The following is a 14728-nucleotide window of genomic DNA, read 5'->3' as shown; positions in this document are numbered from 1 at the left end:
CTTTAATACAGTAATCTTGTATGGTTCGATTAAGCCATAATTTTAGAGTGAAAATAGATTCATAAATGGCGATAAACACAATTCAAATATATGATGTTTAAAATAACACCTTGTATTTGGAATGTTGCTGTGGATTTTCTGACTCCTCCATCTTTGGTTACAACCAATTTTCCCGAACTGCTCACCATGTTTGCAGCAGCACTTGGCTGTGGCTTACTGATTGGATTAGAGCGTGAACGCAGTAAAAAAAATGGACAACATCACCGTTTTGCAGGCGTACGTACCTTTGGAATTTGCGCATTATTAGGTGCCATTTGCTTCTTATTGGGCACGAGCATTGCCATTGTGGGTGCGTTGATTGTTGGGGGAATTGGCTTATATTCCCTCAAAAATCAAACGGAAGATGACCCCGGCGCTACCACCGAACTTGCCTTCGTGATGACCTATTTTATTGGTGCATTGTGTTTATGGAATATTCCATTGGCAGCAGGTTTATCGGTTATTTTGACAGGTTTACTCATGACCAAGCACACCATGCATGGCATTGTCAGTCAGTGGATTACCGAAGCTGAACTACGTGATGGCTTGTTTTTACTGGCTTTGGTGTTAATTGCCTTGCCACTGACGCCTAATACTGCACTATGGGGCAATGTGCTTAATCCTTATGTGATTTTAAAATTATTGATTTTAATTCTAAGTGTGCAGGCTTTGGCGCATATCGCCAAGCGTTTACTCTCAAGCAGCAACGCCCTCATATTATCTGCAATTGCTTCAGGTTTTGTATCAAGCACCGCAACCATTGCCAGTTTAGGCATGGAAGTACGCGCAGGTCGTGGCGACGCACGTGCCAATGCAGGTGCAGCGCTGATGTCTTGCGTGGCGACTTTAGCGCAAATGTTGATTATTGTGGCGGGTGTCAATCTGATTTGGTTTAAGTTATTAATTATTCCAAGTTTGGTCGGAATCGCGATTTTGGTTGTAGCGGGTGTCTGGTTGCTCAAAAAACATAAAAGTACGACAACAGCAAAACCTGAAGCCGACACCCGTATGTTTAGCCTTAAAGAAGCCGCTATTATTGTGGCGACCTTAACCGCAATTCAAGCGATGGTATACGGCTTGGAACAAACCCTTGGGGATGCAGGTTTAATCATTGGTACCCTGCTCGCCTCGTTATTTGAGGTTCATGCCGCAATTGCAACCGTGGTGATGCAAGGTCCACCGAGCCAGCAGGTACTTTTGTATGCCTTAATTTTAGGTGTGGTGGCACATGCGATTGCCAAATGCGTCAATGCCGCGCTCATTGGTGGTTTGCGCTTTGCACTGTATTTCGCCCCTGCCCAAATTCTGCACATGCTGGCGTTGGTGGCTATTTTATATATGCTGGTTTAATCGACAGCGATTAAAACAATTTTTAGGATATGCACTGCGTGCTGATCAACACGGAAACTGACATCAAAATCTGCAAAATTCATGGTGTAAATTCGTTCAGCATCATCCTGATATGCAGGTCGTGGATCTAAAGACAAGACCTGTTCCAATTCCTGCACAATTTGTGGTTGCAATACGCCTGAGCCGAGTAACTGATTTTTTTGCGCTTCTGCTGTGTCCATCCATAGCACTGTTTTTCTTATGGGTTCATCTTGCGCATAACCACTTTGTGCATCAGGCACAGCATCTGAATATTGGATATAAGGTTTAATATCCAAAATAGGCGTGCCATGCAGTAAATCTGCCCCTGTCACATAAACTCGCAGTGACTTACCCACTTTTTTGACCTGTTTAAATTGCACCACAGACAAACCAATGGGTGCAGGTCGATACATGCTGCGCGTCGCAAACACACCTATTTTTTGATTACCACCCAAACGTGGCGGACGCACTTGTGCACGAAAACAGGGGTTTTGCTGTTTCTGTACGGTTGGATGAGCATCGGTTTGGTTTTTATTGTCGTGAAATTGCCAGATTAACCATAAGTGACTAAACGCTTCGATCCCTTCAAATGCCAACACATCGTTATAAGGCGCCTGCATTTCAATATACGATTCGACTTGTACCAGATTCGGTTGACGAGGAATACCAAATTTTTCTCGGTAGGGAGAGTGCATAAATCCGATTATTGGCATTTTTAGATCAGTCTTCATCACTTTTTCTGATAAGCTCAATTAAATATATTCAGTTTATAGAGAATGATTTTAGATTAGAATAGCAAGCTGTTCTAATTTGATAATTTATTGAGACCTTTAATGGCTGCTTTCAACGTCGAAAAGATTACTCACGTACACCACTGGAATGACACTTTATTCAGTTTTAAAACGACTCGCGATACCGCACTACGTTTTAAAAACGGTCAATTTGTGATGATTGGTCTGGAAGTAAATGGCAAGCCTTTAATGCGCGCTTACTCGATTGCCAGTGCTAACTATGAAGAAGAGCTAGAATTCTTCTCAATTAAAGTACCTGATGGCCCTTTAACGTCTATTTTACAAAAAGTAAAAGTGGGCGATGAATTGCTGGTTTCTAAAAAACCTACAGGCACTTTGGTACTGGATGATTTAAATCCTGGTAAAAACCTATACTTACTTTCTTCAGGTACAGGTCTAGCTCCATTTTTGGCAACCATCCGCGACCCTGAAACTTATGAACGCTTTGAAAAAGTGATTGTGGTTCACGGTACACGTTTCATTTCTGAATTGGCTTATCAAGATTTAATTCTAAATGAATTACCAAATCACGAGTTTTTCCAAGAACTTGGTATTCGTGAAAAACTGGTATATTACCCAACCGTTACACGTGAAGAATATCCAAACCAAGGACGTGTGACCACGGCAATTGAATCGGGTGAAATCTTTGAAAAAATTGGTTTACCACGTTTTAACCCTGAAACTGACCGTGCCATGTTATGTGGTAGCCCTGCATTCTTAAAAGATGTTGCAGCATTACTTGACCAACATGGTTTAAAAGAATCACCACGTATGGGTGAATTGGGCGATTACGTGATTGAACGTGCTTTCGTTGAAAAATAAAAGCTGTTGAATCTAAAAAAACCGAGCTAAATAGCTCGGTTTTTTGTCATTAGCATCAATTAACGTACACTGCGACCTTCTTGGTTAGCACGTCCTTCACAGTGTGCACCACCACCAATTACAAACCCACGCTCTGCCTGACATGAACCAATCATACGACCACTCGAATCATAAGTTGTCACTTTTGAAGCACAACCTGTCATCAAAATAGCCGCTGTTAATGCGATTAAACTAGAAATTTTCATTGTATTACCCCTCTAAAAAATTAGTCTTGTTGCAGTGAAATCTGCGAATTATTTGGTATGGTTGGCAATAAACCCGTGCGCTCATCTACTTTAGAATAGTTAATGCCTTGTATGTTGGCACCACCATAACACACAGCTTTAGCCCCCAAAAGAAAGCCCTGTGTAGCGACACATGAACCAATCACTTGCCCTGCAGTATCATAAGTCACTACTTTAGAACTACAGCCAGCCAAAGCAATCAGGCTTGCTATAGAAAATAATTTAATTAGTTTCATTTAACCCTCAATTTAAAAAAAATTAAATATTATTCATCGTGTAAATTATTTTTAAATACATCAATTTATTTTTAATTTTAGTTATATATTATTTTTTGTAAATAGCAATTTGGAATAACTTATCGTTATTTTTACTTCAAATTTTAAAATTATTGCGACTACAAAAAATTAAAAGCACTCCATCTAAATCACTCAAATCAGATGGAGTGCTTTTTACGTTTATTCTTTATTCTGGTACATTCATTCTTCGTTCAGCCAAAGCTTGCTGAATCACATGATATCCCGCTGTTAAGCCCAAACTCGCCATAATCACGGCTACCACAAGATCTGGAATCAAACTACCCGTACCAAATACACCCACTGCCGCCAAAATAACTGCGAAATTACCAATCGCATCATTACGGCTACATAACCACACCGATTTCATATTCGAATCACCATCTCGAAATGCATATAAAATCAATGCAGTAACCACATTGGCTAATAAGGCGATGATCCCAATAATACCCATGGTTATGGCTTCAGGTGGAATACCCTGTATATAGGCATAGATAACCTTGCCCATCACCACCACACCAAACAAGGCCATCGTGATGCCTTTGACCAAAGCCACAGTAGCACGCCAATACAAACTTGCACTTAACACCGCAAGTGAAATCCCGTAATTGACAGCATCTCCAAAGAAATCCAGTGAATCTGCCCATAGGGATGATGAATGGGCATAGGCACCACCTATCAACTCGATAAAAAACATGCTGAGATTGATCACCAATGCAATCCATAACGCGGTTCTAAATTTACTATTCGGTTTGATTGGCGCAGGTTCATGACTACACGTACATGCCATAGACACACCTTCTTTCAAAATGAAACTGTTTCGATTATGCTCATTTAAAACTATAGACTTAGTCCAAGGTCAAGTATGGCACAATATTTAATTCATGAATTAGCTAAAAAAGTTGGAGTCAGCACAGATACAATTCGTTTTTATGAAAAGAAACACTTACTCACCCCAAGCTTTCGTGCCGAAAATAATTATCGCTATTACAACGATGAGGCACTCAAGCGTTTGATTTTTATTAAGCGTTGCCGTGCTTTAGATATGAACTTAAAAGAAATTGAAGCCTTAATTGAATTAGAAAAACAGCCGAAACAAAACTGCTGCGCTGTGAATGAATTGATTGATGAACATTTAAGGCATGTAGAAGATAAAATTGCCGAGTTGCAGCATTTTCAGCTACAACTTCAGCAACTTAGACAAGCCTGCACCACGCAAACAACCATTGATGATTGTCAGATTTTAAAGCGACTTGAAGCCGAATAATCGCTCTCTAAGCCTTTTGTAATGCAGTATTTACGTATCTAAAATTGGATTATAAACACTTCTGATTAACACGCTTCGATAGCTGCTCGGCAGTTTCCACACGTTCAGAATAACGATCTACCAAATATGCTGCTTGCCCGCGAGTCAGCAAAGTAAATTTATATAACTCTTCCATCACATCGACAATACGGTCGTAATAGCTAGACGCTTTCATGCGGCCATCTTCCTCAAACTCTAAAAAGGCTTTAGGAATAGAAGACTGATTGGGAATGGTGATCATCCGCATCCAACGTCCTAAAATACGTAATTGATTGACGCTGTTAAATGACTGCGACCCGCCACACACTTGCACTAAAGCAAGCGTTTTACCTTGTGTGGCACGAATTGCGCCCGCGGCAAGCGGAATCCAGTCAATTTGTGCTTTGAAAATCGAACTCATTGAACCATGACGTTCTGGGCTACACCAAACCATACCTTCTGCCCACGCCAACAATTCATGCAGCTCTTGAACTTTGGGATGTGAAGTATCGCCATCTTCAGGTAAAGGCAAACCTTTGGGATGGAAAATTTTTACCTCAGCGCCAAAGTGCTCCAAAATTCTGCCCGCTTCCTGTACCGCCAAACGACTATAAGAACGCTCACGGTTTGAACCGTACATCAATAAAATACGTGGCGGATGGTTCAACGGCTTTGCCTGCACCTGTTCAAAACTTGGTGTAGGCAATAAATCTAAATCAATATTGGGTAATACCATGCTGCATACTCTTAAAACTAAAATGGGCAACGCATGCCCATGTTTTTATCTTAAACCTCAAAATGAAGAAAATTACTTTGAACTGACAATCGACTCATTTTGATAAAACTTTTTACGCAGCCATAAAGACACACTCACCAAAGCAATCAACACAGGCACTTCAACCAAAGGGCCAATAATCGTGGTAAATGCAACGGGAGAAGCCAAGCCAAACGTTGCAATGGCAACAGCAAGTGCTAATTCAAAATTATTCCCTGCTGCGGTAAAGGAAATGGCGGTCGTCCGTGGATAATCATTGCCCATCCATTTGCTCATAAAGAAGCTAATAAAGAACATGGCAGCGAAGTAAATAATCAATGGAATGGAAATGCGTAAAACATCCATCGGCAAGCTCAGTACTTCTGCGCCTTTTAGTGCGAACATCGCCACAATGGTAAATAGCAATGCCAACAGACTAAATGGGCTAATTTTGGGTAAAAAAGACGTTTGATACCAATCTAAGCCTTTGCTTTTCACTAAAATCAAGCGTGTTAAAAAGCCCATCAAAAAAGGAATACCCAAATAGATTAAAACAGCTTGGGTGATTGTCCAAAAACCAACATCAATCACTTGTCCTGCCACGCCAAAATACGGCGGCAAGAAACTCAGAAACAGCCATGCATAAGTACTAAAGAATATAATCTGAAAAATACTGTTAAACGCAACTAATGCAGCCACGTATTGGTTATCACCACAAGCCAAGTTGTTCCAGACCAAGACCATCGCGATACAGCGTGCCAGACCAATTAAAATCAAACCTGTCATATATTCAGGATAGTTTTGCAAGAAAATAATCGCCAAAGCGAACATCAAACACGGAGCAATCAACCAGTTTTGTACCAAAGACAACAACAAGGTTCGGCGGTCTTTAAACACTTCTGGCAAAGCTGCGTAATCGACTTTTGCCAATGGTGGATACATCATCAAAATCAAACCAATCGCAATGGGAAGGTTGACTGTGCCCACGCTCATTTGATCTAAGCTTGCCGATACTGCAGGAAATACCACGCCAATCGCAACACCTAGCCCCATGGCAATAAAAATCCATAAGGTCAAATTACGATCTAAAAAAGAAAGTTTGGACTGTGCCATGTGCTTACTCGCAATGTGTTGCAATTGTAGGGTTGATACGTGTCATCGGGCTGACATCTTGCTGCGCAATAATATTCAAAACAGCAAGCGCCCATTCGGGTAAATCAGGGTTCAAACGGTAATACACCCACTGCCCCTGACGTTGATCGAGCAAAATAGATGAGTTGCGTAACAACGCCAAATGACGTGATATTTTCGGTTGATTTAACTGCAATTGTTCTGTCAATTCACATACACAAATATTGTGTTGAGCCATCACCAATTTCAGAATGTCCAGTCGGGTTGGGTCTGACAAACATTTAAAAAAATCAGTTTGATTCATTTTTTATCTGCACTTCAATATTCACTATTGCGAATATACGCATATCCATATATAAATGCAATATTGAAATTTTATCGACCTAAAACGAGTCACTACGCATGAGTAACACTATCAAAATTTTTCATAACCCTGCCTGTGGGACGTCACGCAACACTCTAGAATTAATTCGAAATACAGGACAAGAACCTGAAATTACCGAATATTTAAAAACACCACCTACACAGGCTGAACTTGCTAGCATGATTCAACAAGCAGGTTTAAGTGTCCGCGATGCGATCCGTAAAAATGTTGAACCATACGAACAGTTGCAGCTTGAAGGCAGCTCACACAGCGATGCAGAATTAATTGCATTGATGGTCGAGCATCCGATTTTAATTAATCGTCCATTTGTTGTGACCGAGTTGGGTGTAAAACTGTGCCGCCCTTCGGAACTGGTCTTAGACTTGCTCTCTCAACCACAACTAAAAAGCTTCAGCAAAGAAGATGGTGAAATGGTGATTGATGAACATGGGCAACGAGTGCGTTAAAATGCTTTCATCATTTAAAAATTGATTATAGGTGATGAGTCAAATTGGTATTGAAAGTCCCTACTCTTGCGTTTTGTATAGCTCAGGATGAGGAACTTTCAATATCAAGATTAGCCCCAGCGTTTCAGCACAAGTTTTCTTCTGAATCCCGAGCTATTTACTAGGTTGAATCCTAAATTTAGATTCATACAATAAAGCCATATTTCTGCTATTGCTTTTTGATCATGACCATTTCCCACGTCACCGAACTTCTCTCTCCTGCTGGTTCTTTAAAAAACATGCGCTATGCCTTTGCTTATGGTGCAGATGCAGTCTATGCAGGTCAGCCGCGTTACAGTTTGCGCGTGCGTAATAACGAATTTGATCATGAAAACTTAGCAATTGGTATTCAAGAAGCACATGAATTAGGCAAAAAGTTTTATGTGGTGGTGAACATCCAACCGCATAACAGCAAACTCAAAAACTTTATTCGTGACCTAGAACCTGTGGTTGCCATGCAACCCGATGCGCTGATCATGTCTGACCCAGGTCTGATTATGATGGTACGTGAAAATTTCCCCGACATGCCTGTACATTTATCGGTACAAGCCAATGCGGTGAACTGGGCAACGGTGAAATTCTGGCAAAATATGGGTTTAACCCGTGTCATTCTTTCGCGTGAATTGTCGATTGATGAAATTGAAGAAATTAAAAACAACGTGCCTGGCATGGAAATTGAAGTATTTGTGCATGGTGCGCTGTGCATGGCCTATTCAGGTCGTTGCATGCTTTCAGGCTATATGAATAAACGTGATGCCAACCAAGGCGCATGTACCAATGCCTGCCGTTGGGAATATAAAATTCACGATGCAAAAGAAGATGAAACAGGTGACGTAATTCCTGTCAAAAATCTTTCTGAAACTGCCGATGCAGATGAACAACACATGCAGGCACAGCATCAATTTAACGAGCCTGTGTTATTACAACGTAATGACGAAGATATGTTTGCTGCCGAAGAAGATGAACACGGCACTTACTTTATGAATTCTAAAGATTTACGTGCAGTGCAGCACGTTGACCGTTTAACTAAAATGGGCATCCATTCACTAAAAATTGAAGGTCGCACCAAATCTTATTTCTACTGCGCACGTACTGCACAAATTTACCGTAAAGCCATTGATGATGCACTTGCAGGCAAACCATTTGACCCTGCATTAATGACTCAATTAGAAGGCCTAGCTAACCGTGGTTATACCGAAGGTTTCTTGCGTCGTCATGTGCACAGCGAATACCAAAACTACGAAACAGGTTCATCAAGTTTTGATCATCAGCAATTTTGTGGTGAAGTCTTAGAACGTAATGGTGACTACATTAAAATTGATGTAAAAAACCGTTTTGTAGTGGGCGATTCTCTAGAATTGATGACGCCACAAGGCAATATCTATTTCACTTTAACTGAAATTAAAGATAAAAAAGGCAATCTGATTGAAGATGCTAAAGGTTCAGGGCATATTGTAGAAATCCCTATACCTGCAGATGTCGATATGCGTTATGCCCTGCTGATTCGCAACTTACCAAATTCGACTGCAGATATTTCTGCCTCATCGTTGGCTTATCAAGCCAACTAAGTGGCAATAAACTAAGCGAGTTTTGCGATGGCACTCCTGATTACCGACCAATGCATCAATTGCGATATGTGCTTACCCGAATGCCCGAATGAAGCAATTTATGAGGGTGAAAAGGTGTATGAAATTGATGTGGCGCGTTGCACAGAATGTGTTGGGTTTTATGACTATCAAACCTGCGTTTCAGTCTGCCCAATTGAATGTATTATTCCGCATCCTGAGCATGTCGAAACCAAAGAGCAGCTACAGGAAAAGTTTAATCAGTTGAATTTATTTGGACAAAATAATAAGGCTAATTAGACTGAAATGAATCTAACTGCTGTAAATCAAACTGGATGTTAAAAATAAAAAAGAACTGAGTTGTTAGCCGACTCAGTTCTTAAAACCAAAAATAGAATAAATAAACTTTTAATACTGTGCGATAACGCACTTTACTGAACATAGCGCCTGAGTATTGGGGAACTCAGGCGCTATCTTTTTAGCGAATACAATTTAAGGATGGTTAATCCGCGTATTCAGATGTATTCGTTCAAACTTATTGACCTGAACGGATGATGTAATCAAATGCTGAAAGTGATGCTTTCGCGCCTTCACCTGTTGCAATGATGATTTGCTTGTACGGTACAGTTGTACAGTCACCTGCCGCAAATACACCTTTTACATTGGTTTCATTGCGCTCATTAATCACAATCTCACCACGATTCGTCAGCTCTACTTTTGACTCTTTTAAGAAGTCCGTATTTGGTAATAAACCAATTTGTACGAAAATTCCTGCAAGTTCAACAGTATGCTCAACATCTGTCGCACGGTCTTTATATTTCAACGCAGTCACTTGTGCGCCATCACCAATTACTTCAGTCGATAATGCATTGGTAATTACAGTAGTATTTGGCAAGCTGTTCAATTTGTTTTGCAAGACTTGGTCTGCACGTAATTTAGTATCAAACTCTACCAAAGTCACATGCTCTACAATCCCTGCAAGGTCAATCGCTGCTTCTACACCTGAGTTACCACCACCAATCACTGCAACACGTTTGCCTTTAAACAACGGGCCATCACAGTGTGGGCAGTATGCCACGCCGCGGGTACGGTATTCTGCTTCACCAGGTACATTCATCTCTCTCCAACGTGCACCTGTAGACAAGATCACCGTTTTCGATTCAAGTGTTGCGCCATTTTCCAAAGTCACTTCGACCAAACCATTGGCAGTTTCATCAGCACCTTTAATGGCAGATACTTTTTGTAGATTCATAATATCGACATCGTATTCACGCACATGCGCTTCCATTTCTGCCGCAAACTTTGGACCTTGTGTTTTTTGGATAGAAGTGAAGTTTTCAATATCCATGGTATCCATCACCTGACCGCCCATCCGCTCAGCCACAATACCTGTACGAATACCTTTACGTGCTGCATAGATTGCAGATGTATTCCCTGCAGGGCCGCCACCAATTACCAAGACATCAAACGCCTCTTTGGCATTCAGTTTCGCTGCATCTTTGCTCGCAGAATCTGTATCTAATTTAGCTACAATTTCTTCCAAAGTCATACGACCTTGACCAATGTGGTTGCCATCTTGGAATACCATCGGCACAGCCATAATTTTGCGCTGCTCAACTTCTTCTTGGAAGAATGCACCATCAATCATGGTTGCTGTTGTGCCAGGGTTGTAAATCGCAATGAGGTTCAAAGCTTGTACTACATCTGGACAGTTGTGGCAGCTCAACGATACAAACACATCAAAGTGAGATGAAAGATTCAATTCTTTGATTTGCGTTAATACTTCATCCGATACTTTTGGTGCATAACCAGAAGTTTGCAATAAAGCCAAAATTAATGAAGTGAACTCGTGCCCCATTGGTAAACCTGCGAAGAATACGCGCGGTTGCTCACCTACTTTTGCAATCCCAAAACTTGGTGCACGTGCGTTGTTACCGTCAAAACGTGCAGTAACTTGTGGCGAAAGTGCTACAATTTCTTCAACCAATTCTTTAATTTTGGCAGATTTATCAGAACCATCTAAAGTCGCGACAAGCTCGATTGGGCTTTCAAGACGTTCTAATAAAGTTTTAAGTTGTGTAGAAGTATTTTGGTCTAACATGGCTAACGTCTCCAAGGGAGTAAATTTATTTGTTGATGTCATCTTACGAAAAATAGTTACATAGGGGAAACGGTTTATTTTTATATTTATGATCGTTTTTTTAAATGATAGTGAGTTTCAAGCTTACTATTTCATTTAAAATACCTAAAGCTATTCAATTTAGACATTAACATAAAAACTGAATGTCTGCCTTAAGCAATTGAGCCTAATCATTTTTTATTCAAGTTGTTGTTGAATCCGCAGAATACGCTGCTGTAAATGTCGCGATAAAAACCAGAGTACCGCAGACAGTATTAACATAAGCGCCATAACCGCGAGATTCATATAATAAACCAGCGTATTTAATTGCTGTGCTTGCTGCACTTGCTTATGTACGCTTTGCGCCATAGGCGTTAAAGCTTTGCCATAAACTTGCTGCTGCATCGTCCATAATTGTTCAGGTTTAAATCCATAATGTAAAAATTGCGGATCTTGCTGCTCTGCTTTGACCAAGGTCAACACTTGCGGAATGGCTGCATCTTTATCTGCGGGATGATGCATCAATGCCGTTTGCGCCAACAAATAGGCTTTAACAGGCGCTGCCATTTCTGCATTTTGTAAATAACGCGCCAATTCACTTTCTTGAATGTGCTTTTCATAATGCACAATTTTGGCATATACCTGCTGTGTATCATCTTGTCGGTCATGCTGAACATAACTCAATGCCGACCAAAGTAAAATAAAACTCAGCAACCAAGCTACAAATTTCAAAACAAAGGACTGAAAGCGAATATAAAAAAAACGAATTTTCTTGAGTAGATGAACTAGAACGAATGCACCAATAAATGACACCGACAGTTTTAAAATCAACCAACCCAACCAGTTCAACAAACTGAAAAAATAATCAGGTTGCTGCCCTAAATTTGCCAAAGTCGCATCGACACTTGCAGGCATGTGTAATTGCTGAACTTCAGTGCTTAAACCAAAGAAGCTATAAATCACATCTTGCTGAATAAAAAAGCCAATTGCCGATATAAGCACCACCGTCATAGACAGCACAGCCAAAAAACTGAGCTTTTTTTGACGCTGCTGTAATGCCACAACACCTGTTTTTAGCTGCTGTGGCTGAATGGCATATTCATCAAGTGGGGGCAAATCCGACTCCTTATCAGGTAAATTTCAGATTAAATGAAGTCATTGTCAAAATGCATTTATTGACCAGACTGTTGACTTGAACCAATCACCAATTGATTCAGATTCTCCTGTAAGGCTCGCAAACGCGTAGTCGCTTCTGCACGTTTTTGCATGCCTTCTTTTTGTACCTGGATCACATCGTTCACTGTTTTAATGAGGGTATTTTGTACGTGTTCAAGGGTTTCAATATCAATCACCGAACGCTGATTGGCTTTGGCAGTATCAACCGAGTTTTGATGCAATAAATCTGCATTACGGCGCAGCAATTCATTGGTGGCATCATCAATACTGTTGGCCAGTTGCACACTGTTTTTCTGCTCATTTAAAGAAATCGCCAAACTAATCTGGTTTTTCCACGCAGGTAAGGTAATGTTTTTAATCGCATAAAATTTATCGACCAACATTAAATTATTGGACTGGATAATCCGAATCATCGGCAAAGTTTGCATGGCAGATTGTTGCAACACCTGCAAATCACTCACCCGCTTTTCTAAATTATTAGCAAGATGATTGAGATCATAAATTTTTTGAGTCGTGGTCTGATCCTGCGGCTGCGCGGAAAATTCAGAAATTTGCTGCTGAATTTCCTGCTGTTTTAACTTACCTGCTGCAATATAAATCCCCAATTGTTTATATTCATCTTGCACACCATGAAACATTTTATCCAGTGTATCTACACGGTTTTTTAAACCATTTTGTGAGCTTTCAATTTCTGTGACCAGACTATCAATTTGCGCTTTGGTGCTGTTAAAGTTTTGATCAAAACTTTGTTTAGCGCCTTTTAACTTATTGAATAAACCACCCAAAAAGCCACTGCTTTTGTTTGGATTTAAAATACTGTTGGTATTTAACTGCTGTGCAACCTGCACCACCTGATTCAGCTTTTGCCCTGTGACATCCAAATCCTTATTTTGCACCAAACCTAAAAGCTCATCGGTATAACTTGACGTTTTAGTGGCGATATTTTTGCCATATTCTGCAACCGAATGATGGCTAAGATCGCTTAATTCTTTACGCGCAGCCAGCACCTCCTGAAAGTCATCAGGCTGTAAGCCAATTTCCTGCAAATTGAGTTGCTGAAATTGTTGCTGAGTCTGTTCATCACTCACTTGCACAGCGACGTTGCGTTGTTCAGAAGTTGTCATATTTCGCCTCTATCTAATCAAAACCATGCCTTATGATTGCGCAGGTTTTTCTAAGGATTTTCTTAATGTCTTAATTAAATGCTCACGACTTTGATCCAGCTTTTCTAGCTGACTGTGTGAGCCACTTTGCTGACTTTGTTTGACATGATATTGCCATGCAGGAATGAGTACCTGCTGCGCTTCTTTAAAGCGATCTAACAAACTAAAAGAGAGTTGCTGTGAAAGTTGCATTTGAGTAATCGCAATATCATTACTACTTTGCAAAGTCTTTAAACTATAAATTTTCTTGGCCAGTCGTTCGCTAAAATTATCCAAAGGATGCTGATTGCGCACAAATCGTGGATATTCCACTAAAAACTCATCGGCAGCTTGAATGTATTTCGCCATTTGCTCACGCAAACCAACCAACTGCTGAAAACGTGATTGTGATTTCTGAATTTCAATTTGCAGCTTTTGACTCAAACGGTCTGCTTGCCCTAACAAATGATCTAGGTTTTTATAATATTGCACTTGCCCCGCGCCATATTCCAAATCTATGCCTAGCCACTTTTGCAGCGCATTAAACTTACGTTGCTTTAACACTTTTTTAGATTTGCCAAGCGCCTGAATCAATTGCTCAATGGTCACACTCAATTGCTGAGTTAAATGTGGATCCACCCCATCCAATAAAACTGACTGCGCTTGAATCACCTGATCTGCATAATGATTTAGACGATATTGATCATTCAACAACGGAACTAAATCATTGCGTTGAATCGCCAAAAGCTCTGCACGATCCACCGTAATCTCTTGCAAAGGCAGTAACACTTCAAACTGAGCCATAGACCATCACAACCCTCTTTACATGATTTTATAGTACGTGTTTTTCGGCTAAGGTCATGTAATATTTTGCAATTTTTTATTTCGATCTGCTTAAATGCTTTTTTATAGATTCGCATAACATCAGTCACAAGATGCCTGATTCAAAACACCAGTGCTTGACATCCTCACCCCCTTAAAAGAGGGTGATTCCTACAGCTAGACGCTTATGCCCAAGCGCAAGAATGTTTAGAGCTGAGTTTATATCTCGATCATGAGCTGTACCACAGCTCATGCACTCCCATT

18 protein-coding genes are annotated in these 14728 nt (G+C 40.5%); 6 read left to right on the top strand and 12 right to left on the bottom strand.

Annotation, left to right across the window (positions count from 1 at the left end; genetic code table 11):
- Nucleotides 1-186 precede the first annotated feature (186 nt).
- Nucleotides 187-1389 (top strand): DUF4010 domain-containing protein, encoded by a 1203-nt coding sequence (locus tag FTU70_RS12390; protein WP_179990682.1) that lies wholly within the window; start codon nt 187-189, stop codon nt 1387-1389.
- Here FTU70_RS12390 and tsaA read toward each other — a convergent pair.
- Nucleotides 1386-2141 carry a tRNA (N6-threonylcarbamoyladenosine(37)-N6)-methyltransferase TrmO gene (gene tsaA, locus FTU70_RS12385; RefSeq protein ID WP_035310989.1) on the bottom strand — a complete coding sequence of 252 codons (756 nt, stop codon included), beginning with the start codon at nt 2139-2141 and terminating at the stop codon, nt 1386-1388. The genes FTU70_RS12390 and tsaA overlap by 4 nt on opposite strands.
- Before the next feature lie 102 nt (nt 2142-2243).
- Here tsaA and FTU70_RS12380 point away from each other — a divergent pair, with 102 nt between their 5' ends.
- Nucleotides 2244-3023 (top strand): ferredoxin--NADP reductase, encoded by a 780-nt coding sequence (locus FTU70_RS12380; RefSeq protein WP_004972950.1) that lies wholly within the window; start codon nt 2244-2246, stop codon nt 3021-3023.
- A gap of 59 nt (nt 3024-3082) precedes the next feature.
- On the opposite strand, the gene FTU70_RS12375 is transcribed toward FTU70_RS12380, so the two are convergent.
- From FTU70_RS12375 to FTU70_RS12365, 3 genes are all read right to left on the bottom strand, one after another.
- On the bottom strand, nt 3083-3268 hold the full coding sequence (locus FTU70_RS12375; RefSeq protein ID WP_004972947.1) for a hypothetical protein: 186 nt from the start codon (nt 3266-3268) through the stop codon (nt 3083-3085).
- A gap of 20 nt (nt 3269-3288) precedes the next feature.
- Nucleotides 3289-3543 carry a hypothetical protein gene (locus tag FTU70_RS12370; protein WP_179991052.1) on the bottom strand — a complete coding sequence of 85 codons (255 nt, stop codon included), beginning with the start codon at nt 3541-3543 and terminating at the stop codon, nt 3289-3291.
- Between the two features lie 226 nt (nt 3544-3769).
- Nucleotides 3770-4390 carry a cation transporter gene (locus FTU70_RS12365; protein WP_096901843.1) on the bottom strand — a complete coding sequence of 207 codons (621 nt, stop codon included), beginning with the start codon at nt 4388-4390 and terminating at the stop codon, nt 3770-3772.
- A 75-nt stretch (nt 4391-4465) separates the two neighbouring features.
- On the opposite strand from FTU70_RS12365, the gene cadR reads away from it, so the two are divergent.
- Nucleotides 4466-4867: a Cd(II)/Pb(II)-responsive transcriptional regulator gene (gene cadR / locus FTU70_RS12360; protein ID WP_004972941.1), complete on the top strand. Its 402-nt coding sequence runs from the start codon at nt 4466-4468 to the stop codon at nt 4865-4867.
- 49 nt (nt 4868-4916) lie between these two features.
- Here cadR and arsH read toward each other — a convergent pair whose 3' ends face one another.
- From arsH to FTU70_RS12345, 3 genes are all read right to left on the bottom strand, one after another.
- Nucleotides 4917-5621 carry an arsenical resistance protein ArsH gene (gene arsH, locus FTU70_RS12355; protein WP_179988822.1) on the bottom strand — a complete coding sequence of 235 codons (705 nt, stop codon included), beginning with the start codon at nt 5619-5621 and terminating at the stop codon, nt 4917-4919.
- Nucleotides 5622-5693: 72 nt separating this feature from the next.
- A complete protein-coding gene (gene arsB, locus FTU70_RS12350) occupies nt 5694-6752 on the bottom strand; it encodes an ACR3 family arsenite efflux transporter (protein WP_136144349.1) in 1059 nt (352 codons plus the stop codon).
- 4 nt (nt 6753-6756) lie between these two features.
- The gene (locus FTU70_RS12345) at nt 6757-7074 is read right to left on the bottom strand and encodes a metalloregulator ArsR/SmtB family transcription factor (protein ID WP_180060671.1); all 318 of its coding nucleotides are present in this window, start codon (nt 7072-7074) and stop codon (nt 6757-6759) included.
- Nucleotides 7075-7172: 98 nt separating this feature from the next.
- Here FTU70_RS12345 and arsC point away from each other — a divergent pair, with 98 nt between their 5' ends.
- The 3 genes from arsC to FTU70_RS12330 all read left to right on the top strand — a co-directional run bounded on the left by arsC (nt 7173) and on the right by FTU70_RS12330 (nt 9505).
- The gene (arsC, locus tag FTU70_RS12340) at nt 7173-7601 is read left to right on the top strand and encodes an arsenate reductase (glutaredoxin) (protein ID WP_180060670.1); all 429 of its coding nucleotides are present in this window, start codon (nt 7173-7175) and stop codon (nt 7599-7601) included.
- 224 nt (nt 7602-7825) lie between these two features.
- Nucleotides 7826-9208 carry a tRNA 5-hydroxyuridine modification protein YegQ gene (yegQ, locus tag FTU70_RS12335; RefSeq protein ID WP_131261785.1) on the top strand — a complete coding sequence of 461 codons (1383 nt, stop codon included), beginning with the start codon at nt 7826-7828 and terminating at the stop codon, nt 9206-9208.
- A gap of 27 nt (nt 9209-9235) precedes the next feature.
- Nucleotides 9236-9505, top strand: a complete 270-nt coding sequence (locus tag FTU70_RS12330; protein ID WP_004972931.1) for a YfhL family 4Fe-4S dicluster ferredoxin — start codon at nt 9236-9238, stop codon at nt 9503-9505.
- A 235-nt stretch (nt 9506-9740) separates the two neighbouring features.
- Here FTU70_RS12330 and ahpF read toward each other — a convergent pair whose 3' ends face one another.
- The 5 genes from ahpF to FTU70_RS12305 form a co-directional block, all read right to left on the bottom strand.
- The gene (gene ahpF, locus FTU70_RS12325) at nt 9741-11306 is read right to left on the bottom strand and encodes an alkyl hydroperoxide reductase subunit F (protein ID WP_180060669.1); all 1566 of its coding nucleotides are present in this window, start codon (nt 11304-11306) and stop codon (nt 9741-9743) included.
- A gap of 216 nt (nt 11307-11522) precedes the next feature.
- A complete protein-coding gene (locus tag FTU70_RS12320) occupies nt 11523-12440 on the bottom strand; it encodes a hypothetical protein (RefSeq protein ID WP_131261786.1) in 918 nt (305 codons plus the stop codon).
- 56 nt (nt 12441-12496) lie between these two features.
- Nucleotides 12497-13624 carry a toxic anion resistance protein gene (locus FTU70_RS12315; RefSeq protein ID WP_104852204.1) on the bottom strand — a complete coding sequence of 376 codons (1128 nt, stop codon included), beginning with the start codon at nt 13622-13624 and terminating at the stop codon, nt 12497-12499.
- Between the two features lie 30 nt (nt 13625-13654).
- On the bottom strand, nt 13655-14446 hold the full coding sequence (locus FTU70_RS12310; protein WP_004972923.1) for a hypothetical protein: 792 nt from the start codon (nt 14444-14446) through the stop codon (nt 13655-13657).
- 172 nt (nt 14447-14618) lie between these two features.
- Nucleotides 14619-14728 (bottom strand): zinc ribbon domain-containing protein (locus tag FTU70_RS12305; protein WP_179994364.1); only part of this gene is annotated, 110 nt, incomplete at its 5' end.

Origin of the sequence: Acinetobacter sp. YH12135 (assembly GCF_013418565.1) — a bacterium.
GTDB lineage: Bacteria > Pseudomonadota > Gammaproteobacteria > Pseudomonadales > Moraxellaceae > Acinetobacter > Acinetobacter towneri.
Note: the sequence above shows the minus strand (reverse complement) of the source record. Positions and strands in the feature narration are given on the sequence as shown.